23 protein-coding genes are annotated in these 23,127 nt (G+C 44.5%); 13 read left to right on the top strand and 10 right to left on the bottom strand.

Going from position 1 to position 23,127, the window contains the following annotated elements; genetic code table 11:
- Positions 1 to 10 precede the first annotated feature (10 nt).
- On the bottom strand, positions 11 to 331 hold the full coding sequence (locus tag DRW07_RS09460) for an Mpo1-like protein (protein ID WP_124027673.1): 321 nt from the start codon (positions 329 to 331) through the stop codon (positions 11 to 13).
- Between the two features lie 124 nt (positions 332 to 455).
- Between DRW07_RS09460 and trxA the strand changes: the two genes are divergently transcribed.
- From trxA to DRW07_RS09435, 5 genes are all read left to right on the top strand, one after another.
- Positions 456 to 1,316 carry a thioredoxin gene (trxA, locus tag DRW07_RS09455; RefSeq protein ID WP_124027672.1) on the top strand — a complete coding sequence of 287 codons (861 nt, stop codon included), beginning with the start codon at positions 456 to 458 and terminating at the stop codon, positions 1,314 to 1,316.
- Between the two features lie 75 nt (positions 1,317 to 1,391).
- A complete protein-coding gene (locus tag DRW07_RS09450; RefSeq protein WP_124027671.1) occupies positions 1,392 to 2,690 on the top strand; it encodes an adenylosuccinate synthase in 1,299 nt (432 codons plus the stop codon).
- Between the two features lie 64 nt (positions 2,691 to 2,754).
- Positions 2,755 to 4,146, top strand: coding sequence for an aldehyde dehydrogenase family protein (locus DRW07_RS09445; protein ID WP_124027670.1), 1,392 nt, complete (start codon positions 2,755 to 2,757; stop codon positions 4,144 to 4,146).
- On the top strand, positions 4,143 to 4,571 hold the full coding sequence (locus tag DRW07_RS09440; protein WP_124027669.1) for a VOC family protein: 429 nt from the start codon (positions 4,143 to 4,145) through the stop codon (positions 4,569 to 4,571). The genes DRW07_RS09445 and DRW07_RS09440 overlap by 4 nt, the downstream gene beginning before the upstream one ends.
- 206 nt (positions 4,572 to 4,777) lie before the next feature.
- The gene (locus tag DRW07_RS09435) at positions 4,778 to 5,539 is read left to right on the top strand and encodes a PEP-CTERM/exosortase system-associated acyltransferase (RefSeq protein ID WP_124027668.1); all 762 of its coding nucleotides are present in this window, start codon (positions 4,778 to 4,780) and stop codon (positions 5,537 to 5,539) included.
- Here DRW07_RS09435 and DRW07_RS09430 read toward each other — a convergent pair.
- Positions 5,536 to 6,078 carry a DUF1569 domain-containing protein gene (locus tag DRW07_RS09430; protein WP_124027667.1) on the bottom strand — a complete coding sequence of 181 codons (543 nt, stop codon included), beginning with the start codon at positions 6,076 to 6,078 and terminating at the stop codon, positions 5,536 to 5,538. The two genes, DRW07_RS09435 and DRW07_RS09430, sit on opposite strands and share 4 nt — an antisense overlap.
- 211 nt (positions 6,079 to 6,289) lie before the next feature.
- A complete protein-coding gene (locus tag DRW07_RS09425; RefSeq protein WP_124027666.1) occupies positions 6,290 to 6,853 on the bottom strand; it encodes a nucleotidyltransferase family protein in 564 nt (187 codons plus the stop codon).
- Between the two features lie 83 nt (positions 6,854 to 6,936).
- On the opposite strand from DRW07_RS09425, the gene DRW07_RS09420 reads away from it, so the two are divergent.
- The 4 genes from DRW07_RS09420 (at position 6,937) to nei (ending at position 10,718) form a co-directional block, all read left to right on the top strand.
- Positions 6,937 to 7,743 (top strand): substrate-binding periplasmic protein, encoded by an 807-nt coding sequence (locus DRW07_RS09420; protein WP_165870460.1) that lies wholly within the window; start codon positions 6,937 to 6,939, stop codon positions 7,741 to 7,743.
- A 75-nt stretch (positions 7,744 to 7,818) separates the two neighbouring features.
- A complete protein-coding gene (locus DRW07_RS09415) occupies positions 7,819 to 8,502 on the top strand; it encodes a response regulator transcription factor (protein WP_124027664.1) in 684 nt (227 codons plus the stop codon).
- Positions 8,499 to 9,872: a sensor histidine kinase gene (locus DRW07_RS09410; protein ID WP_124027663.1), complete on the top strand. Its 1,374-nt coding sequence runs from the start codon at positions 8,499 to 8,501 to the stop codon at positions 9,870 to 9,872. The genes DRW07_RS09415 and DRW07_RS09410 overlap by 4 nt, the downstream gene beginning before the upstream one ends.
- A gap of 24 nt (positions 9,873 to 9,896) precedes the next feature.
- Positions 9,897 to 10,718: an endonuclease VIII gene (nei, locus tag DRW07_RS09405; RefSeq protein ID WP_124027662.1), complete on the top strand. Its 822-nt coding sequence runs from the start codon at positions 9,897 to 9,899 to the stop codon at positions 10,716 to 10,718.
- Between the two features lie 7 nt (positions 10,719 to 10,725).
- Here nei and DRW07_RS09400 read toward each other — a convergent pair whose 3' ends face one another.
- A complete protein-coding gene (locus tag DRW07_RS09400; RefSeq protein WP_124027661.1) occupies positions 10,726 to 11,220 on the bottom strand; it encodes a fasciclin domain-containing protein in 495 nt (164 codons plus the stop codon).
- A 175-nt stretch (positions 11,221 to 11,395) separates the two neighbouring features.
- Here DRW07_RS09400 and DRW07_RS09395 point away from each other — a divergent pair, with 175 nt between their 5' ends.
- Positions 11,396 to 12,556 (top strand): tetratricopeptide repeat protein, encoded by a 1,161-nt coding sequence (locus tag DRW07_RS09395; protein WP_124027660.1) that lies wholly within the window; start codon positions 11,396 to 11,398, stop codon positions 12,554 to 12,556.
- On the opposite strand, the gene DRW07_RS09390 is transcribed toward DRW07_RS09395, so the two are convergent.
- Genes DRW07_RS09390 through DRW07_RS09370 form a run of 5 tightly spaced genes read right to left on the bottom strand, consistent with a single transcriptional unit; the run spans position 12,549 to position 17,170 of the window.
- Positions 12,549 to 13,388 (bottom strand): isopenicillin N synthase family dioxygenase, encoded by an 840-nt coding sequence (locus DRW07_RS09390; RefSeq protein ID WP_124027659.1) that lies wholly within the window; start codon positions 13,386 to 13,388, stop codon positions 12,549 to 12,551. The genes DRW07_RS09395 and DRW07_RS09390 overlap by 8 nt on opposite strands.
- Before the next feature lie 41 nt (positions 13,389 to 13,429).
- On the bottom strand, positions 13,430 to 14,638 hold the full coding sequence (locus DRW07_RS09385; RefSeq protein WP_124027658.1) for a NupC/NupG family nucleoside CNT transporter: 1,209 nt from the start codon (positions 14,636 to 14,638) through the stop codon (positions 13,430 to 13,432).
- Positions 14,639 to 14,649: 11 nt separating this feature from the next.
- Complete coding sequence (udk, locus tag DRW07_RS09380; protein ID WP_124027657.1) at positions 14,650 to 15,273, bottom strand: uridine kinase; 624 nt, start codon at positions 15,271 to 15,273, stop codon at positions 14,650 to 14,652.
- A gap of 57 nt (positions 15,274 to 15,330) precedes the next feature.
- Positions 15,331 to 16,311: an arylamine N-acetyltransferase family protein gene (locus DRW07_RS09375; RefSeq protein WP_124027656.1), complete on the bottom strand. Its 981-nt coding sequence runs from the start codon at positions 16,309 to 16,311 to the stop codon at positions 15,331 to 15,333.
- On the bottom strand, positions 16,304 to 17,170 hold the full coding sequence (locus tag DRW07_RS09370; RefSeq protein ID WP_124027655.1) for a PhnD/SsuA/transferrin family substrate-binding protein: 867 nt from the start codon (positions 17,168 to 17,170) through the stop codon (positions 16,304 to 16,306). Before DRW07_RS09370 ends, DRW07_RS09375 begins: the two co-directional genes overlap by 8 nt.
- Before the next feature lie 478 nt (positions 17,171 to 17,648).
- Between DRW07_RS09370 and DRW07_RS09365 the strand changes: the two genes are divergently transcribed.
- Positions 17,649 to 20,681, top strand: a complete 3,033-nt coding sequence (locus DRW07_RS09365; RefSeq protein ID WP_124027654.1) for a TonB-dependent receptor — start codon at positions 17,649 to 17,651, stop codon at positions 20,679 to 20,681.
- Positions 20,682 to 20,739: 58 nt separating this feature from the next.
- Here the strand turns inward: DRW07_RS09365 and argR are convergent, their stop codons facing one another.
- Entirely contained in the window at positions 20,740 to 21,204 is a 465-nt protein-coding gene (gene argR, locus DRW07_RS09360) for a transcriptional regulator ArgR (RefSeq protein WP_124027653.1), read from the bottom strand.
- Between the two features lie 183 nt (positions 21,205 to 21,387).
- Between argR and mdh the strand changes: the two genes are divergently transcribed.
- Positions 21,388 to 22,326 (top strand): malate dehydrogenase, encoded by a 939-nt coding sequence (mdh, locus tag DRW07_RS09355; RefSeq protein WP_124027652.1) that lies wholly within the window; start codon positions 21,388 to 21,390, stop codon positions 22,324 to 22,326.
- Between the two features lie 116 nt (positions 22,327 to 22,442).
- Entirely contained in the window at positions 22,443 to 23,105 is a 663-nt protein-coding gene (gene lepB / locus DRW07_RS09350; protein WP_124027651.1) for a signal peptidase I, read from the top strand.
- Positions 23,106 to 23,127: the final 22 nt, after the last annotated feature.

Here is a 23,127-nt window from a genome sequence, read left to right as displayed (position 1 = left end):
GCCTTGCTCCTTATTCAGAGAGGGAAATCTTTCCAACTAATATATCTTTAAACATCACCCAGTCACCCATTAAGCTGTACCAAGGGTGTTTAAACGTCGCAGGCTTGTTGTGCTCATAAAAGAAATGACCTACCCAGGCAAACCCATAGCCAGCCACAGGCATCAGCAGCAAAAGCCAGGGGTTTTGTAAATAGATCGCCGTAGCCAATAAAAAAAGGACAATCCACGACCCGACGAAATGTAAAGTGCGGCACGTTGGGTTGCTATGTTCCTTAAGATAGTAAGGATAAAAATCGGAGAAGGACTTAAACGGTGTAGGGTGCTCTGTCATAACCTCTGGCCTCTTTGGATAATTAACAAGAGAGTAACAAAATGCGCACTGAGGGCAAAGCGGGTTGTAAAAGTACATAACAACCCTCATATTGGCTGAATAATAGTGATGAAAGAGAGGCTTCATGGATTCTTTGCTAAGTGCAAATATTGTCGATATTACTGTTGAGAACTTTCAGGAGGTTATTCTCCAGGGCTCAATGGAGAAAGTGGTTGTGGTCGACTTTTGGGCAGACTGGTGTGAGCCCTGTAAAGATCTAATGCCCATTCTTGAAAAGTTGGCAAATGAATATGCCAATGAGCTTATTTTGGCGAAGGTTGATTGTGATGCTCAGCAACAAATCGCTGCGCAATTCGGCGTAAGAAATCTACCTACTGTAATGATTGTACAACAAGGTCAGCCAGTTGACGGTTTTGCAGGTGTTCAGCCGGAAAGTGCTATTCGTGAATTGTTGTCAAAATACTTACCTAGTCCTGAAGATGCGTTTCTTGCCGAGGCCAGTGAATTAGTCAGTCAAGGTGATTATCAAGGCGCATTTAGTGCAGCAAAACAAGCCTACGAGGCTAACCCAAACAACATAGATGCCAGATATTTGCTTGCAGATTGCTTCATTGAAACAGGGTCACTTGACGCGGCAAAAGGCTTGTTAGCTGATATAAAACTGGCCGATCAAGATAATCGCTATCAAGTGTTAAACGGCAAAATAGAACTGGCTGAGCAGGCTGCTGAATCACCTGAGATAAAAGCCCTGCAAGCACAAGTTGACGCAGAGCCTGACAATCTTCAGGCAAAAGTTGATTTGGCTGTTCAACTACAGCAAGCGAACAAGGCTGACGAAGCTCTTGCGCTCTTATTTAGTGTGCTGCAAAAAGATTTAAATTTTGGTGAAGCAAAGAAAACCATGCTGGATATGATCAATGCATTACCCGACGGAGAGCCCACTAAGTCAGCTTATCGCAGAAAGGTCTACAGTTTGCTTTATTAAAAATTGTGATTTTCGGGTGAATTGTGCAGTGATTTTTTGTAGAATCCACGCCTAATTTTTAAACTGCAATTCGTTATGGCAAAAAATGTAGTGGTACTCGGCACGCAATGGGGTGACGAGGGTAAAGGTAAGGTGGTCGATTTGCTTACCGACCGCGCTAAGTATGTAGTTCGCTATCAGGGTGGGCACAACGCAGGACACACGTTAGTAATCGACGGTGAAAAAACCGTGCTTCACCTGATTCCGTCAGGTATTTTGCGTGAAAATGTTACCTGTATCATTGGCAACGGTGTTGTGCTAAGTCCGGAAGCGCTTATGACTGAAGTAAAAATGCTTGAGTCTCGCGGAGTACCGGTAAAAGAGCGTCTTAAAATAAGTGAGGCTTGTCCTCTGATTTTGCCTTATCACATAGCGCTTGATGTTGCCCGTGAAAAAGCGCGTGGCGCAAAAGCAATTGGAACCACTGGCCGTGGTATCGGACCTGCCTATGAAGACAAGGTTTCTCGCCGTGGATTGCGCGTAGGCGACCTTTTCAATCCTGATTCCTTTGCAGCCAAATTGAAAGAAGTGATGGATGTTCACAATTTCACATTAACGGAATACTACAAAGAAGCGGCCGTTGACTACGACAAAACACTTGAAGATGCGCTAGCCGTTGCTGATATTTTAAAAGCAATGGTCGTCGATGTGACCGACGTGTTAGATAAAGCCAATCGGGCTGGTCATGCAATTATGTTTGAGGGTGCACAGGGCACACTTCTAGACATCGATCACGGCACATACCCGTATGTAACTTCATCGAATACTACTGTAGGCGGTGTGGCAACCGGGGCGGGATTTGGTCCCATGAACCTCGACTATGTACTTGGTATCGTAAAAGCGTATACCACACGCGTAGGGTCTGGCCCTTTCCCAACAGAGCTTGAGTGTGAAGTTGGCCAGCATCTGGGTGTGAAAGGCCATGAATTTGGTGCTACCACCGGTCGTAAACGTCGCACAGGTTGGTTTGACGCGGTAGCAATGAAGCGTGCAGTACAAATCAACTCTATTACCGGTTTTTGTCTGACTAAGCTCGACGTACTGGACGGCCTGGAGTCGCTTCAGATTTGTGTTGGTTACAAAGATAAAAATGGTCAGGTGCGTGATGTACCACCAATGGCCGCAGACGGTTATGACGAAATGAAGCCAGTTTATGAAGAAATGCCGGGTTGGACTGAATCAACCGTTGGTGTGACTGACTATAATGCATTGCCTCCACAAGCTCGTAACTATATTAGTCGTTTGGAAGTGCTAACAGGTGTACCTGTCGACATTATTTCAACCGGTCCTGACAGAAACGAAACCATGGTGCTGCGCCACCCTTTCGACGCTTAAGCATCTTTTCACTGCAGTCGGAATCAGGTAAAGTTAACGACATGTTAACTACTGGTCCGACAACATGCAGTTTGAATTAAACGAGCGCGCCATTGATGCCACACTCGGCACGTTGCGAAAGGCAGCAACAAGTCTTAAGGCTCATGATTATCAATGGCGCATCGCACAACTCGATGCACTTTTTCAGCTTACCGAAGACCACGAAAAAGCCATTTGTGAAGCGTTAAAAGCTGACTTGAACAAAAGCTATACTGAAGCATTTGTCACTGAGGTCGGTTACCTTCAATCTGAAATTCGACACGCTAAAAAACATCTTAAAGCGTGGATGAAGCCAAGAAAAGTCGGCACTCCACTTATGGCTTTTCCGGGTAAAAGTTTCCACTACCCTGAACCGCTTGGCGTGATCTTTATTATGGGAGCATGGAACTTTCCTTTTCAATTGACCATAGCCCCCTTGGTGGCGGCTATTGCTGCTGGAAACTGCGCATTACTCAAACCGTCTGAATTAACACCCAAAACATCAGCGCTGATTGCTGAGCTCATTCCTCAGTATATGGATAAAGACGCAATAGCTGTTGTGGAGGGCGGAAAAGAAGTATCAACTTATCTGTTAGCACAGCGTTTTGACCATATTTTTTATACAGGCGGGGAAACGGTAGGAAAAATCGTCATGCAAGCGGCGTCTCAGTATTTAACGCCTGTGACCCTTGAACTCGGTGGGAAAAGCCCGTGTATCGTTGACAAGCATTGTGACTTAACGGTTACTGCAAATCGTATTGTCTGGGGAAAATGGACCAATGCGGGGCAAATATGTATTGCACCTGATTATGTGTATGTTCACGAGAGCATGAAGGATGCCTTTTTAGCAGCACTGAGGAAGGCTATTACATCTCAATTCGGCAAACAGCCGCAGAACAGCCAGGATTATGGTCGTATCGTTAATAGCAATCATCTGGCTCGTCTATCAAATTATTTAGAAGGTGTTGAGAGTATTGAAATCGGGGGTGAAATTGACGCTGAGTCTCTTTATTTTGCGCCGACAGTGGTGCTCAACCCACCGTTAACCAGCCCATTGATGCAACAGGAAATCTTTGGCCCGATCCTGCCTGTGTTGACGTATGATTCACATGATCAGGTTATCGACATGATAGGCAGCAGAGAAAAACCCCTTGCATTATACTTGTTTTCATCCGATGAGGATATTCAACAACGCTACCTAGCGCAAACCAGCTCCGGCAATATGTGTATAAATGACACGCTCATTTTTATGACGAATGCAGATCTTGCGTTTGGCGGTGTAGGAAATAGTGGTATGGGACGCTATCACGGCAAGTCAGGGTTTGATTTACTGAGTAATTTAAGAGCGGTAATGAAACGCCCTTTCATACTGGATGTGTTTATTCGGTATGCACCGTACAATAGTCTAAAGACAACACTGCTTAAGGCATTTCAATGAACAACAGCAATATTGCGCCTTTTCACTTAGCGATTCCCGTTACCGACCTTGTGCTGGCTCGTAAATTTTATGGTGAATTGTTGGGGTGTACACAGGGGCGTTGCGATAGCCAGTGGATAGACTGGAACTTTTTTGGGCACCAGCTTGTGACGCACCTCGTTGCGAACATGCCCACTCCGATAAAGCCTAATGAAGTAGACAGTAAGCATGTGCCAGTACCGCATTTCGGTATCGTGTTTCCTATGCAAGTGTGGAGAGCATTAACCGAATCGCTACAACAGTCTCAGGTCGACTTTGTGATCGCACCGTATATCAGGTTTGAGGGGCAGGCCGGGGAGCAAGCAACCTGCTTTCTCCATGATCCATTTGGCAATGCGCTTGAATTTAAGGCATTCAAGAATATGGATAATTTATTCAAAGCCTGATGATATGACGGGGTTATACTGTAAATTTTTCCTAGCGTGGATTATTTACATAGTGCGACGCTATTAAATCCCCTTTTATTGCTCATAAATCATTTGGAATATTTAATAAGCTTCTGATAAATATAGTATAAAAATATTTTTATGCTTTAGGCGTAAAGCTTGCACTTGTTTAGCTACAAACAGCAAATTAACGAGTGTTTTGTTTTATGTTTACTTGTTCTGGCAATCAGTTACCTACTGCCACTGGTGTAGCACCAGATATCTATCAAACTGCTTCGAATGCCTGCGATCACTTTTTTGATACGTTTGATTGTCTGGTTGCGACATCTGAAACCGAGCGGCTTGCCTGCTTTAGAACACGACACAACGTTTATTGTGAAGAGTTTGGCTTCGAACCTGAACGTCACAGTAAATTAGAAACAGACGAATTTGATCAGTATTCTGTCCATTGCCTTATACGTCATAAATGTACGAAAGAAGTTGCGGGAACTGTACGACTCATTGTCCCTGAATATGCATCACAGCCACTCCCCGTTGAACGTCTTTTCAAGGGCATTATTGCTAACCGCGCATGTGTGCCTAGTGAAGTGTCTCGTCTTGCAATTCAAAAAGCGTATCGACGCAAGGGAGGGCAGCTATTTTCCTCGCAGGCCAGTGTAAGCGACTATATTTCCCTTGTGCTTTTTATTATGGCAGCACATACATTTAATTTGCTTTCACGAACAGAAGTCTATGTTGTTATGGAACTGTCATTGGCTCGACGTATTCAATCTGTCGGTTTTAAGTTGGAACAAATAGCCAAGCCTATAGACCACAGGGGCTTACGCGCGCCTTACAAAATGTGTGTTAAGCAGGTTTTACATGACCTTTCTTGCGTGCTACAGCCATTTTATAGTGCTCTCCAGTCGCATATCAGTGAAACGAGTGTTTCCATGGCTATTCCACCGCAAGAAGAGCAGGTGGCTTAAGCGAGAGGAGTAGGAAAGCGAAATTGTTCCATGTGGTTGTTGAAATGCATTGAATGCGCGCGTTCATAGTCCAGTTTACTTAATTTGCCATAGGCAAAGTGTGGCTTGAGCTGACCGTCGAAACGTTTAAACGCGTGAAGCGCCTGAGCCAATCGCTGCAATGCCTGTGTGAGGTTGCCATCCTCAGGAACTAGAGGCGCACCGGGGATAGGGGCGTCCAAAGAATGGTACATGCGTTGCTTGGCAGAAAAAACAGCGAAGGCAGTGGCGCCTATCGTTTGTTTGAACCAGTCTGATTGATGAGACGGGTAGCCAGTCATTGACAACTCCACACTTTGCGCACAGTGGTGAAGCACCTTGGCCAATGGCCAACTGCCTGAATTAATCGAAGTGCTAAAGTTGAGTGTATCCAGTTGTGACAATACGCCATCTATGGTTAAAGGCGTTGACTGATTGCGGATATTTAGCCATGTAAGCCCCGAAACACTTAGTACTGATGTGCCAGCAACCAAGCCTGTTATAAATTGTCGACGATTCATCGCGCAGCGCTCTTTATGTTATGTTCAGTGAAACATTCAACTCCGCATAATTTTGCTCCCATAAAACACTATGGGGAGATCATCGGGGGGCTGTAAATAAAGTATATTTATTACCCGTTATTTCGTCCACTCAGATAAGCGTGTCAATCACGCCGTGATCACAGAGCGCCCTAATGCAAGCCCGCTCGGTCTTGCCGAAATCATTTTATTTTCATGACTCTTCGGATGATACGATTTTTAATTTTGGCCATAATGTAAGCCAATTCTTAGTTGCTATTCTATCGGCAAATACGTCAGGCTGTGCTTTCACGTCATTCAGGGTGACAGTGCCGGCAAAAAGTAGCTGTAAATCAAATGCAGTAACAACTTCTATATTACTGTCTTCATTCAGTCTGACACCCACGGCTGTCTCTTTTTCTATCCAATAGCGCATAGCATCCACCGTGGATGAATAGGCCTTGTCGCCATTACGCAAATGCATTCGTGCTTGATTTTTGACTGACCAAGGAAGCGCTGCCTTTCTTCTAAGTTGTTGCTCCAAGGTCTTATCTCGATGAGCAGACACATTCGATTTGTCGAAATAGATCAGATCTAAATCATTGAGAGGGCTGGGCTTTGAAGTGCAAAAAATGTTGTCCCACACCAGATTTCGCACAAAGCCAGCGGCAAGACACCAATCAGGCAAATTTAACTCTGCTGCAATATTCAGTGCCCGTAAACGGTTTGTATCTGCTTTAACCCACTGCGCAATCTGTTTGCCGTAGTTGCTGTACATTTGTTTAAACTATTGTCGTATATATGATCAATTACTTATATATTAACTTATGTATGGGCTTTATAAGCATAATAGGTGTTGCCTTGCGGGCATTTGTTTTTCTTTTACTGATAGCGATATTGTCGGCAGGGGCTATTGCCAATGAAAATCGCATAGACGCTAAATTGACCGTCGCCGTCTCTGATTTCCCACCCTACTATACAATCACGTTCAGTGATAAAAAATCGGAAGTATCTGGCTTTGAAGTTGATATAGATAACGCGATCTCAGAAATCACAGGGATTCAATTCGAGTACAAAATTTGTCCTTGGGCAAAATGTGTTCAGTGGCTGAAAACAGGTCAGGTTGACATGGCTGCGGCGATAGTAAAAAACAAAGAGAGAGAAGCCTATTTGCGTTTTTCTTCCAATAACTACGCCAGCATTAATGCGTATCGCACTGTCTATTTTTACGTTAGTAAAGCAGGCTCTGTAACGCTGAAAGACTATACAGATTTACGAAACCCCAATTACCTTGTTGGCGTGATACGCGGTGACAATCATTTTCCTGCATTTGACGAAGATACTGCGATAAATAAATACCTGGTGGCTGATGTGCGAGATGGACTGGATTTACTTCGCAAGCAAAGACTGGATGTACTGGCGCTACTTGAAACGCCGCCAACTTGGTTACCCGAGGAATATCAAACTTCGGTCGAGATAGCGTCATTTAAGCATCAACAAGAAGCGCGCTTGCACAGGGCCTTTTCTCGTAGGGGTAAGGGATTGGCTTATCAGCGCATGATAGAACAGGCAATGACGCAACTCGACCAAGATGGGTTCATAAACGCGCTACTAGACAAATATTGCAAACAAGCAAGTTGTAGAACACGGGAGGATTCTGATCGATAGATATTTGTGTCAATGATGTCGATCTCTTTGGAAAATGTGCGCGTATCACATACTTTACAAAGAGGGACCATAGGCATGCACATTCTAATTGTTGAAGATGATGAAGAGGTATCTGCGTTTATTCATAACGGCCTAGCTGAAGTTGGGCATACCGTGGACGTGGCGCATGACGGAAGAGAAGGGCTTGGACTCGCTCAGTCAGGTTCTTACGATATTTTGATTCTTGACAGAATGTTGCCCTCTATTGATGGCGTGTCGTTGTTACAAGCGCTAAGAGATGAAGGCATCGACACTCCCACCTTATTTTTGAGCGCGCTCGATAAAGTTGAAGATAAAGTAAATGGATTGCGCGCTGGTGCGGATGATTACCTGGCCAAACCGTTTGCTTTTGAAGAGTTGCTTGCTCGGTTAGACGTCATGCATAGCCGAAGTCTGGCAAACGGCAATGAGCCAACCACTATCAATGTAAGTGATTTGTCGCTCAATCTCATTACACGTAGAGTGAAGCGGGGAGAAAAAGAAATACCATTGCAAACTCGTGAGTTCAAACTGCTGGAGTTTCTTTTACGCAATCAGGGACAAATTGTGACAAGAACTATGCTGCTGGAGAAAGTATGGGATTACAACTTTGACCCTCAAACCAACATTATTGATGTGCACATTAGCCGTTTACGACAGAAAATTGATAAAGGCTTTCCAACGCCTATTATCAAAACAGTGAGAGGCGCTGGGTATCTTGTAGCAAGCCAGACATCATGAAGGCAATCGGCCATTTTTCAAGAAGTTCGAGCTTTCAGGTTGGCGCACTCTTCACGTTTCTTTTAACGCTAGGCGTTTTGTTTGTGGCCTACTTCTTACATCTTGCCACCAATCAGGTGTTTCTTAAGGAGTCTCAAGTTGCCATAGAGGCAGAACTGGATGGACTATCTCGACTTTATGAGTTGCATGGTGTCGAAGCGTTTAATGCAGCACTTGATGCAAAAGTAGACCCATTAAAACGTAATTTCTTTTATGCCTTTAAGCAGGATGGCAGCTTGACCCCGCGTTCTGATTTTTTGTACTGGCCACAATTGGGGCGTGAGGCTGAACGCGAGCCTGTGCAATATGACCCGGACCATTTTGACGATTCCCTGATGTCAGGTATAGACGCTGTACTCATGTTGAAACAGGTCACGTTGTCAGACGGCAGTCAACTTATTGTGGCGCGAGATGTTCACGATTTAAACGTGGCGCAATGGGTTGCCAGAACTTTTGGCTGGCTTATGATTGGCACCATGATACTCATTAGCGGCCTGAGCTTGTGGGTGGGTTACTATGTGGTTGACAGAATCAACAGAATTGCCGATACCACTGACAGAATTGTACAAGAGGGGGCATTGCATGAGCGCTTGCCCATTGATAGCAGCTGGGATGATTTAAGCCAATTGTCCAGTGCGCTCAACCGGACATTAGACGAGCTTGACCAAATGGTGCAAAGCATTAAGTCAGTTACAGATAATATTGCACATGATCTTCGCACCCCACTTACTCGACTGCGGGCAGACATAGAGCATGTTAGTGACCATGAGCATCGGTCCCGATTGTTAAAAGAAGTCGACGGTATCATGGCTATGTTTAAAGGCCTGCTGCGAATTGCTGACGTTGAATCGAACAAAAAAAGACAGGCATTTGCAGTGTATTCGCTCAACACCATTTTAGAGGATGTGATTGAGTTATATGGCCCCGTTGCTGAGGATAAAGCGATCAATGTTCAACACCAGATTAATCCAGCAATGGTTGAGGGCGACCGGGACCTATTATTCCAGGCTCTGGCCAATGTGCTCGACAATGCCATCAAATTCACCCCTGAAAATGGCACCATTACGTTAGTACTCAGCTGCCACAATCGAGAGGCCATTGTGCATGTGTGTGACAGTGGTCCTGGCATCCCTCAAGCGCTTACAGAAAAAGTCACCCGACGCTTTTTTCGTGCTGACGACAGCAGAAATACTGCGGGTTATGGACTGGGCTTGGCGATGGTCAACGCAGTCGTCAAATTGCACAAGGGCAGCTTGTTGTTTAAGGAAAACCCACATAGTGAAGGCTCTCCTGGATTGTGTTGTTCAATCAGCCTTCCTTTGTCGGCATAACGGTTTTTCGAAGGTGATCAGGGTATGCCAGAAGGCCCAGAAATTAAACATGCTGCCGATGAAATAGCCCGAGTCTTGGTTGGTCAGGGGTGCAATAACATTGCTTTTGGTCTAGCTAGACTCAACACCCATATCAAACATCTGAAGGGGTACAACATTGATTACGTCAAACCTAAAGCCAAAGCTTTACTTATTGGTTTTAGTTCAGGTTATGTTATTTACAGTCATAATCAGTTGTATGGAAAGTGGGTATGTGTAGAACGAGGGCAAACTTTTGAATCTAACCGACAACTGAGAATTAAAATTGAAACCGACAAAGGAGAGGCGAGGTTATACAGTGCTTCAGACATTGACGTGCTGCATTCCAGTGAACTTGGTTCACATTCATTTTTGGCAAAATTGGGCCCGGACCTATTGGATGACGATACGACCATAGAGACCGTACTGACTAGGCTGAAGGAAAGTCGGTTTTCCAAAAGACGCTTGGCAAATTTGTTGCTCGACCAGTCATTTTTGGCAGGTACAGGCAATTACTTGCGCAGCGAAGTCTTATTTTCAGTTGGTATACATCCGTTTAAAAAACTCGGAGAACTCTCAGACGACAAAAGGCATGCGCTTGCCAATGCGCTGCTGAGCATTACCCGAAGAAGTTATGAAACCAACGGGATTTGTGTCTCTGAAGACATTAAACGCTCGCTACAGGCTAGCAGAGATGAATTTGAGTATTACCGTTTTGCGGTTTTTGGCCAGGCTCAGCGACCCTGTATAAATTGTAAAACACCCGTGGAAAAAACGGACATGGCCGGGCGGCGACTCTATCTTTGCCCGACCTGTCAGCATGCTTAGGACGTGTTTAGCTATTAGGTAAAATAACTTTATCGATGATATGAATCACGCCATTACTCGTTGCAATGTCGGTTTGTGTAACGGTGGCACCGTCTATCATCACTTTGCCGTATTTTGTTTTTATATCAATGGTGTCACCTTGCACAGTCTCAGCTTGTGAAAGACTGACTACATCCGCTGCTTTTACCTCACCTGCGACTACATGATAGGTCAGAATGCTCACCAGCTTTTCTTTGTTTTCTGGTTTTAATAACGACTCTAACGTGCCGTCAGGCAGCGCCGCAAAGGCTTCATTAGTGGGTGCGAATACAGTGAAGGGACCATCGCTTTTAAGCGTGTCAACAAGTCCAGCTGCCTGAACTGCAGTAACTAATGTCGAAAAATCAGAGACACTGGCGGCAGTGTCAACAATATCTTTTTTAGCCTTGTAATTTCCGGCAAGGGCGACCGTTGAGATTGCGAAAGACAAACCTATAGCGAATAGAGATACTTTGCGAAACATTATTTGCTCCTTTGAGAACGAAGGCACGATTGCCTACCAGTTTTTACTCATAGTGCTAAATTTTAGTTGATTAAACATTTGTAACCTTGATTGTAACTAGCTGTTACGCTCAGGGGCGATAGTCATATTGTCAGCTATACTTATTACAGCGAGCATGTAAAAGTGAGGTGACAACATGACGCGATTACTTGTACTCATTACTTTAATAGCTGTGGCTGGGTGCACGGCAACACCACAAGCTTATCAAGCCGCTGACCGAGAAGCCCTGTTCAACGACGCGCTTTTTCCCGACTATCAGTCCCGCAACATTGAGTCCATGGAGCAGGTATTTGCGCTAAATAAAGACGCAAAAGAATTTGTTGATGAGGCTGTGGGTGTTGGAAGAAGTAATGAAGATAAAATAAAGCTGCTTTCCAGAGCAGTTTTTAACCGCGCCTATCTAGGATTGAAATACAGCAACGAGGCGACAGCGACAGCCAGTGAGACCTTTAATACTGGTGTGGCAAATTGCCTTTCAATGACAATCATGACATACAGCATGGCAAATTATGCCGGTTTGCAAACACAGTTCTATACGGTTGACGTACCCGAATATTGGACTCGGCGGCAGGGTGTTAGCCTGTTAAATGGCCATGTTAACCTTGAATTGAAAACCGGTGAGTCCACCTTGGGTTCTAATGTTAAACAAAGGGCCGTTATTATTGATTTTGACCCACAAGAAATGCGAAATCTGTTCCGCACTCACAAGATGAGCAAGCAGCAAATACTCGCATTGTTTTATAACAATCGTGCAGCTGACGCGCTGATTGCCAGCGACTTTGTGCTCGCTTATCACTATTTAAATGCGGCGGCTGAATATGCGCCTATGTTAGATGACATCTGGATAAACTTAGGCGTGCTTTATCGCATGAAGGGTGAATACGATCTCGCTGAAAAAGCTTACCACTACGCTGCTGACTTACGGCCACAAAGCTATACAGTATATGAAAATTTAGCGATTTTATATCGCGCCATGGGACAGCTAAAAAAGGCTGAAAAGCTCGATGCTCGGGTCGCCATCGCTAGACGTGATAACCCCTTTTATCATTTCATTCTTGCTGAAGAGGCCCGGGGAAGTGGAGACTATGAGCGAGCACTGTCGCTTTATCGCAAAGCGATTCGACTAGATAACGCACGCCATGAATTTCACTATGGTATGGGAAGTGCTTATTACGAACTGGGTGATATCACTCAGGCGGTGAAATTCCTGGAGCGCGCTGCGCGCCATGCTACATTAGAAGAAGACAAAACGCGCTATCGTGGCAAACTCTCAGCGTTGCAGAGCGGCGTTAGATAACGCCAAGCTCTTTTAGTCGCTCGGTAAGATAGCTGTCCGCGGTATACCTTTCGGACAGCACCACATCTGGACGAGGATGCAAGAATAATGGCAAAGATATCCGGGCTTTTTGGGTGTCGGTTCCCTCGGGGTTTATGACTCTGTGTGTGGTCGAAGGGTAATAATGACCAGATGCTTCCTGCAACATGTCACCAATGTTGACGATCAAATTACCGAAGTCACAAGGCACATCTAACCAAGAACCCTCTTTTGTTTTTACCTGTAAGCCAGGCTCATTGGCTGCTGGAAGAATTGTCAGCAAATTAATATCTTCATGGGCAGCGGCTCTGATTGCATCAGGTGCTTCATCACCTTGCATAGGGGGGTAATGCAACACACGTAACAGTGTTTTGTCGCTGTTCTCTATCATAGAAGATAAAGGCATACTAAACGCCGACTGAACGTCTGCAGGTGCATTGTTTTGAACCCAGCCAAGCAGTTCCTGAGCCAATGCATTGGCATTGTCATAGTATTCCTGCAACGGACCTCTGAGCGCTTCAGGGCACTGACCCCAAGGATAAAAGTGGAAATATTCCTTGATATCTTTGACCTTGTGGCCTTTTGCAACTTCCGATACAGACTGGGGAAAGTACCCGTCTTGTGTATCAACATTAAAAGCGAAGTCATGCTTGCTTTGGTCAGCAAAAAAAGTACTGGCGAGTTGATAGATGTTTGCGACCTTATCCTGATCAATAGGGTGATTTTTGAGGACCCCAAATCCGGTTTCTCTCAGTGAACGAGTAAACTGTTGTTGCGCATCGGGTGCGCGATAGTCAACGGCTTCTAATTTCATATTATTATCTCAAAACTAATTTCACAGCCTAGTGTACCAGCTTAGGCGATAGACAAATATATGCCTGCCAATGATGCACTCATTAAGTTTGCAAAGGTAGCGGCAATAACAGCCCTCAAACCCAAAGTGGCAATTTCTTTTCGTCTTGTGGGCGCCAGCGCACCAATGCCTCCCATTAAAATAGCAATAGAAGAAAAGTTGGCAAACCCACATAGGGCAAAGGTAACGATAGCCTGAGTACCTGCTGATAAGTCCTCTTTGTATTTCACGAAGTCGATATAGGCAACAAATTCATTCACTACTACTTTTTGGCCAATAAAACTTCCAGCCAATTGGGCTTCTTGCCAAGGCACCCCAATAGCCCATGCTAAAGGTTGTAGCAGGTACCCCAAGATCAACTGAAAGGTAACGTCTTCGTAACCAAAGAGCGAACCTAACCAGCCTATCCCCCCATTTAACATGGCGATAAGTGCAACGAATGCTAATAGCATAGCGCCAACATTTAGTGCCAACTGCAAACCAGATGCAGCGCCGCTTGCCGCCGCATCAAATACATTCGCGTAGCTGGCGTCTTCAGTATTAATTTCGCTCAAATCATTTTTAGGTTGCTCGGTTTCAGGTAGCATAATTTTTGCCATGAGCAAGCCCCCTGGTGCCGCCATAAAGCTGGCCGCAAGTAAATACTTGAGCTCCACGCCGAGCCCCGCGTACCCGGCCATTACTGAACCTGCGATGGATGCCAAACCGCCGACCATAACAGCAAACAATTCTGAGCGGGTCATATGTGGAATGAAAGGTTTTACTACCAAAGGCGCTTCAGTTTGTCCGACAAAAATATTTGCTGCCGCAGACATAGATTCAGGTTGGCTGGTACGCAGCGCTTTCTGCAGTACACCCCCAATGATCTTAATTACCCAGCTCATAATCTTTAGGTGGTACAGCACGGCGATCAGTGCCGAAAAGAAAATGATGACAGGTAACACATTGAATGCAAAAACAAAGCCCAGAGACATATTGCCTACGGGGCCAAACAAGAAATCAATGCCACTTTGACTAAAAGCGATTATTTGGGCGACAAAATCCGATATCGCCAACAACATTTGAATACCTGGCTCGAAATATAAAATGAATGCGCCAATCGAGGCTTGAATCGCAAATGCGCCACCTACTGTTCGCCAGTTGATTGCGCTTCTGTTCAAACTGAGGGCAAACGCCAACGCCAGAAGAAGAATAACTCCAATAATACCCATATTTTGTTTCCCTACAGTAAGGTCTGGCTAATGTGAGACTTGATAACATCAAGTGCTATTTGATTCATCCCGCCTTGTGTCACGTTGACATCAGCGGTAAAGCGACTGGGTTCAATAAACTGATGATACATAGGCTTAACAGTTGCTTCGTACTGACGAGCTACTGATTCAAGGCTTCTGCCACGTTCCTTAACGTCCCGAATCATTCTTCGCATTAGACATATGTCCAGCGGTGTGTCGATGAATATCTTCACATTATACAGCGGTAATAACTCAGGCCTTGCTAACAACATGATGCCTTCAAGGATGATAACCGGTGCTGGTTGAAGCGTTTCTGTTTTAGCTAATCGAGTATGTGTTTTAAAACAATAATGGGGGTATTCGATTGACTTGCCATCGCGCAGGTTCTGTAAATGTGACTTGAGCAGTTCATGCTCAAAGGCGTTGGGGTGATCGTAATTGGTCTTTTCTCTATCTTCCATGGCAAGGTGATCCTGTGCCCGGTAGTAGTGATCTTCTCTCAGTATTTGAACCGGTCTGCCTTTCTCCGAAAAAGCATTAAACAGGTTCTCTGTGAACAGAGATTTACCGGAACCGGAGGCCCCAGAAATCGCAATTATAAGCGGTGCTGACATAGATTCTAATTATTGTGCGTGTTTTAGGTGCAACCATAGCCTGTTGCAGGCACCGAATCAATTTTCAATGAAGGTTACATCACCTTTATTAAGCTGGGTTAGGGCATAGGAGTGTTGTTTTGATCTCGAACCTTCGCCTTGTGCGCGAGGTGGGTAATACTTTTGCTTCTGTTGGGGAAGAGCAATAAACAACTCGTCTAATACAGCTCTTATTTCACTGAGCGTTTTATCTAAATTCGCAGAGAAATCAGGTCTTTTGCGTTTGGTATGGCCGAGTTCAATCAGTTTGGCGAAGGCGTCATTTGCAAGTTTGAGAAGCTCTTCCGGAATGGCTTGCTGATGGTTTAAATGACTATTGGGGTGCTTTGCGCAATATTTTAACAGTGCGATATAAAAACAAAGCGGTTTGTTTTGTAAAACGATGCTTTCTTCTTCACCTTCCAGCGAGAGTGTTTTGGTCTTTAAATTGATAACAACGTTTTTTACTGGCTGATTGTTCTGAGAGTTATGCTGATTAGGTGTCTCGGACTTTTCATTGCCTGAATGTGCCTGTGCACCTTTGAGACGCTGCTTACGTGTGGGCAGCAGCAACCAGCAGAGTACCGAGAACAGGGCAAGATAACTCACGCTAAGGCCACTATAAAGCGGGGGCTTACTGAGCGCTAACGTGACTTTTTGTTCATTGGACAACAATTCAGAAGACACGGTATTAGAAAAAGTAAATGGATCTTTGTCACCTTTTATACCGTTAATACTAACCAGCTGAAGCGGCATACTTTTGTCGATCAAATAGGTATTAAGGCTATCGATGTAGTGTGCAATGTCTGGCCTGTTGGGTACTGAGTTTAACTCATCGTTACCAAGGTCAAGTCTCGATGTGTCCAGGCTAATACGCTGTAAAACTTCAGACAACGCGTCTTGTTGCGAAATATAAGACGCTACCAATGTGCCGACGAAAGCAGCACCCTGAACAGATAAGAAAACGATCAGAGCAATCGCAAGCTTCTGCCTTAAAAAAGCGCGGCTGAGGTTACTCATTGACACAACCTCCTGCTAAAGATGCCTGTTTGTAATAGGTTGAATCGTGTTGCTGACCGGCTTGTTTGATCAGTGTTTGCAATGCACAGGTTAAGTCAGGGTTATTTTTTGCACTTCTTAAGTACCATTGTAGACCGCGCACAGGCTCGTCTATCTGAGTGATGTACGACGCTGAAAAGCGTGCCTCATCTGAGGATGACCAATAAGATGCAATAATATCAACTTCGCCTGACAAGAGCATGCTACGCAATTCAGAGTGCGAATTGTAATACTTAATTTCTACGGCGTTTTCATTTAGCCCAATGGTCTGGAACAGGGATTTGGGCGCGATGTGACCTGAACGGCTTGTAGGGTAGTCTAGTAAACCGATACGCTTGTCGAGCAAGTACTCTTTTGTAAGTAGCGGCTTTTCTCTCATAGCAATGAAATAAGCATTGTAGTCTGGGTAGGTTGCGATGGGTTGAAGGTTTTGGGTTGTAGAGGCCTGAAATGCGTCAATGACATTACTCTTAACTAATGCCAAATCGGCAATGCCATAGTTGATGGAGCGAAAGGTGTCATAATCACTTTGCCCCAGTATCACCTCAATATGGCCAAATTGACGCTGTAAAATTGGGTTTTGACACAACAAGTCTGAAATGATTTCTCCCATTTTTCCATCTGTTACATACACACTGAAAATCTCAGGATTGCTAGACTGAGCAACCGAGCAGGTTAATTTTTGTGCTATTTGTGGCGGGATAGCTGAAAAATCATTTTTTTTTGAAAAAAAATCGAGTCCAAATGATAAGGAACACAGTACGAGAATTATCCCGGTAAAGACACTTCTTGTTGGCACAATAAACCCTTTTATACTCATAAGAAGTCCAAAAACAGTGGCCGTATTTGAGCAGTTAGCCTTATTTATTGCAATAAGTAATCTTATTTTTACCTGCCAATTGTTGCATTTTTATTGAGGTTGGAATAAATCAGTCTGAATATTCTTCTAAGCATGCTTATTTATTTACATTCATGCAACAACGTTAGATACCCGCAAACAGTAAAATCAAAGGTAAAAGGAAAGGTATTCAAATTGTGCCATATGATTAAATAATGAACAGTTATAGTGTTTTTTTTCGCATATTGACTAAAATCCGCACATCCTTTGTAATAAAACTGTAATCTTTGACAGAAAAAATGCCTGTCACAACAAAAAGCAAAGTCTTGTTGTGAGACAGCTGTTTTGGGCAAACAAAATTAATAAGTATTCGTCATATAGATGACACAGTTTGCAGTTTAAATATCCACAAATTTTTGGCGTACTTTTCGCCAGAGCAAATGCAAATAGGGAAACACACATGAACTTGAAAACATCACTCAGCCGGGTTGCTATTGCGGTAGCAGTCTCAGCAGGCTTAGCAACGTCTGCCATGGCTCAAGAGACCTCTTCATCAATAAGGGGCACAATTGTCGGGCCAAATGGTAACCCTGACACAGGTGCGACCATTGTTATTACGCATGTTCCTTCTGGTTCTGTTAAAACAGTTCAAGCTGGTGAAGGTGGAACATTTAACGTAAGCGGCCTACGCGTAGGCGGTCCTTACACTATCACCGTTGATTCTGAGCAATTCAAAGACTCAAGCTATGACGGTATTTCTTTGGCGCTAGGTAAGCCTTTCATCTTTGATGTTCAGCTGGATTCCGCTGAAGCGATGGAGACTATCGTAGTGTCAGCTTCTGCCTCTAGCCTGCTTGCATTCAATAATGTTCGTGGCCCAGCAGCTAACTTTGGTCAAGAGCAGATTGAAAATGCGCCAGCGATTAACCGCGCGATTACCGATATTGTTCGTATTGATCCACGTATCTACGTTTCTGAAGGAAACGACGATGGCGATACCATTCAGTGTGCGGGTAAAAACCGCCGTTTCAATAGTTTTACTGTTGATGGTGTGCGCATGGATGACATCTTTGGTTTGAGTGACACAGGTTTGCCTACAAACCGATTCCCGTTCTCATTCGACTCTCTAGAGCAGGTTTCTGTTGAACTAGCACCGTTTGATGTGGTTTACGGTGGTTTCTCGGCCTGTACTATCAACTCAGTGATCAAATCCGGTTCAAACGAGTTTAGTGGTTCATTCTTCTATGATTACACTGACAATAACCTTCGTGGCGACAAAGTTGACGGAAACAGCTTTGACTGGCCTGATTACGAAGAAGAAAGGTATGGTCTGACGTTTGGCGGTCCGCTAATTAAAGACAAACTATTTTTCTTCGCTTCTTATGAAAAACTTGAAGGTGCAGACCTTTATGAAGGTGGCCCCATTGGTTCAGGTGCCGGTAACGAGTCTGAAGTGGTTACGCAAGCCAACATTGACGAAATTATATCTATTGCTAAAAACCTCTACCAATATGACCCAGGTACGGTTCCTTCAGACTTGGCAAAAGGCGATGAAAAGTATCTTGTGAAGCTAGACTGGAACATCAATGCTGACCATCGTGCATCACTCACTTACATTAACAGTGAAGATTTCGACACCAGAGATAGCTCTTTTTATGATATTCAGTTAGCGAGTAACCTCTACAGAACACAAAAAGAACTAAGCTCTATATCAGCATCAGTTTATTCCGATTGGAATGCTAACCTTTCCACGGAAGTACGCGTAACGAGTCTTGAAGTCGATAACGATAATGCGCCCCTGTTCGGAACTGATTTTGCAAATATTGGCATCAGAATCGACGGTGATAGAGCAGTCACTATGGGCCCTAACATATTCCAGCAAAGCAACCGTGTTGAATATGGTGTAGATACGTTTGCGCTTAAAGGTAACTACTACCTAGACGATGGTTCTACCATTACAGCAGGTTTTGAGAGAGAGCAAATCGACGTATTTAACTTGTTCGGTCGTTATTCTGAATCTGAAATTGTATTCAACAGCATCGATGACTTCCGTGCTGGTACGCCTTCAAGCTTTATTTATGAGAATGCTGCGACTGGCGACGTTAACGACGTGGCTGGAACTTGGGAATACGCGACCAATACTTTGTACGCTCAGTATGACTTCGAAGCCATGATTGGTTTGAATATGGTGTTTGGTCTACGCTATGACGAATACGACACTAGCGACACACCTGCTGCTAACCCGTTGTTTGAGGCGGATTATGGTTTTACCAACGCACAAACATTAGACGGTGTTTCACTACTACAACCAAGATTTAGCGTAACCTATGACTTGTCAGACGACATCATTCTTCGCGGTGGCTTGGGCTTGTACTCAGGCGGTAATCCTGCTGTTTGGCTAACTAACAGCTTCGTTAGAACGGGTGGTAAAACATTCCAGGTTCGTGATGCAGGCCTTGAAGACGGTCAGAGCTTGTTTGATGTGCCTCATTCAGGTGCTGAAGATGGCAGACCAAACGCCGCGGGCTGGGGTATTCCTTCTGCAGCGTATGATGCAGTTAATGCAAACCTTGGTCAGTTCAGTGAGTTTGCTGATGTAAACTATCTTGACCCAGACTTTGATATGCCTTCTGAGTGGAAGTTATCGATTGGTTCTACACATACTCTAACTGATGAGATTACGGCTAACTTTGATATCTTAATCTCCAGAAGCAAAGATGCGCTTATGGTTAAGCGTGGTGACTTGGATCCCGTACTTAACGGCAATGGCGATCAAGTTTACACGAATGCATTACCAGAGTACGAGTCAAACCGAATTGAGTCTTACGTTGTAACCAATGCAGACACTGATGCCTCTTCATACATTTTGTCTGCAGGTTTTGCAGGTGAGCACGACAATGGTATTACCTGGACATTGGGTTATGCCTACAGTGATGCCAAAGATGTTCAAGGCTTGGTAAGCTCGCAAGCAGTGTCTAATTACCAGCGTACCGCTCGTCGCGATGCACAGGGCGAAGTTGCTTCAACGTCAAACTACAACATCGAGCACAGACTGACAGGTACTCTGAACTACACTACTGAGTTCTTCTCAGGTTACGACACCCGCTTCTCCATGTTTGCTGTTTACCAGTCTGGTGAAGTGTACAGCTTGACAGAACGCGGCACAGGTACCTATGACCGCAGAGGACCTCTTGGTGAACTAACTGAAGATGGTTTGGTACTGGTTCTTGGTGAAGAGCGAAATGGTCAAGAGGGCCCTTCATGGGCGAAAGTTGACATTCGAGTAACGCAGGAACTTCCAGGCTTTATGAGTGATCACAGAGCGTCAGCGTTCTTCGTAATCGACAACTTTACCAACCTGTTGAATGACAGCTGGGGTGTATTGGAAGAGCAGGACGGTAACTATCAGTTCAGCGAAATCGATGATTCACCTTTCACTAAGCGAAATGCGTCAGCATACGAAATTCGTTTTGGTGTTCAGTATAAATTCTAAACGTGTTTAGAATGAAAAAGGGCCGCATATAGCGGCCCTTTTTATTGGGCAGTTAGCATTAAACATTTTCAAACAAATCTTCAACGCGTTGCTTAAGCTCATCAATTTTATTGGTGTCAGCTGGTGCAATAAAAATAGTATCGTCTCCGGCAATGGTACCTAATACACCGTCTTTTTGACTCAACGAATCCAACAATCTGGCGATAAGCTGAGCCGCACCTGGGCTGGTGCGTATGATTAGCATCACGTTGTTATGCACAATGTCCAGCACTAGCTGCTTGAGTGGGCTCTTAGCGGTAGGCATACCGAGTTCAGGTGGCAAGCAGTACACCATCTCGCCGCGTGCATTACGAGTGCGTACTGCACCGAATTTACTCAGCATGCGCGAAATTTTAGACTGGCTAATATTGTTATGACCTTGAGATTTTAGTAGGGTGACGATCTCGCCTTGAGAGCCAGCGTTTTCCGCTTTTAGGATTTCTTTAAAGGCTTTGATCAGTTGTTCTTGTTTTATATTCGCCATTGGTCGTAGTCACAATAAGTGTAAAAAAGTTGTGATATTGTGGCGCAAGTTTAAAGAACGTGCAATAAAAATGCATAATAATTCATTAAATTGCATAAATACGAACATTTTGTTGAGTTTTTGCCGAGGTTGCAGTAACGTGTCGGCCTCATCCAGATAAGCAAAATCCCTAGGAGATAGATAATGAAAGTAGCCGTTTTGGGCGCTGCCGGTGGTATTGGTCAAGCCTTGTCTTTATTACTTAAAACCCAGTTGCCTGCGGGTTCTTCTTTGGCGCTGTATGATGTTGCTCCAGTAGTACCTGGTGTAGCTGTGGATTTGAGCCACATTCCAACAGGCGTCACGGTAACAGGTCATGGTAAAGATGATCTGGCAGAGGCTCTTACGGGCTGTGACATTGTGTTGATCCCAGCAGGTGTGCCTCGTAAACCGGGTATGGATCGCTCAGATCTTTTTAATATCAACGCGGGCATCGTTAAGGCGTTGGTAGAAGGGATTGCTGATCACTGCCCCAAAGCGTGCATTGGTATCATCACTAACCCTGTTAATACAACGGTTGCTATCGCGGCTGAAACCTTGAAAGCAAAAGGCGTATATGACAAAAACAAATTGTTTGGTGTGACAACGCTTGACGTAATCCGTGCTGAGACGTTTGTCGCAGATCTAAAAGGCTTAGATGTGGCATCGGTGCATGTACCTGTTATAGGTGGTCACTCAGGCACGACCATTCTACCGCTATTGTCTCAGGTTGAAGGTGTTAGCTTCTCTGATGATGAAGTGGCAAGTCTTACAACGCGTATTCAAAATGCGGGTACAGAAGTGGTTGAAGCGAAAGCTGGTGGTGGTTCGGCTACGCTTTCGATGGGCCAGGCAGCAGCACGTTTCTGTTTGTCACTGGTAGCCGCAATGAACGGTGATAATGTGGTTGAGTACACTTATGTGCAAACCGATGACAGAGACGACGCCGCGTTTTTCTCTCATCCAGTACGTTTGGGTAAAAACGGCGTAGAAGAGATTCTTTCCTATGGCGAATTAAGCGCCTTTGAGCAAAAAGCGAAAGAAGATATGCTAGAAGGCTTGCGCGGGGACATTAAACTTGGTGTTGACTTTGTAGCCGGTTAATCGAATATCTTTTGATAAAAAGCACCGAAAGGTGCTTTTTTTATGCCCGCTTTAAATGAACTAAATGCCAATACACAGGCTCTATGGTACAGAAAGGGAAAACAGAGAATAAGTTCATGAAACAACAGCAATCACCATGGCTAAGGCGCATTTGGAAAGAAAATAAGGGGTTTATCGTTTTTATTGTGCTGATGGTTTTCTTCAGAAGCGCCATCGCAGATTGGAATGATGTACCCACAGGTTCAATGAAACCGACCATATTAGAGGGTGATCGTATTTGGGTTGATAAGTTGGCTTATGATGTAAAAGTGCCTTTTACCGAAATCAACTTAAACCCTCACAGTGAACCTGCGCGGGGCGATATTATTGTTTTTGAATCAGAAAAAGCGGAAAAGCGTTTAGTTAAACGCGTAATTGGCGTACCCGGTGATCAGGTGTCGATGCACAACAACATTCTGATTATCAATGGAAAAGCACTTGATTACGTGTTTGAGGGGGAGCGAGTTGGCTATCAGGAGTTTGCCGAAGACTTACTGGGCGTTACGCATTCAGTAAGAGTGAGTAAGGAAACGTCTGTATTGCAAAGCTTTGCGCCTGTTATTGTGCCCGAAGACCACTATCTTGCCCTCGGTGACAACAGAGACAATAGTGCTGATTCCCGGGTAATTGGTTTTGTGCCAAGGCATGAGATTATTGGCCGGGCAGACTACGTGATGTTTTCATTGAACTACGAGAATTATTACCTACCCCGACCAGAAAAGGTGTTTGCACGACTTTAAGAGTAAAAAAGGTCAGCGTTGA

It is taken from the genome of Paralteromonas sediminis (assembly GCF_003820355.1).
Taxonomy (GTDB): domain Bacteria; phylum Pseudomonadota; class Gammaproteobacteria; order Enterobacterales; family Alteromonadaceae; genus Alteromonas_F; species Alteromonas_F sediminis.
This window is presented reverse-complemented; position numbering and strand designations above follow the sequence as displayed.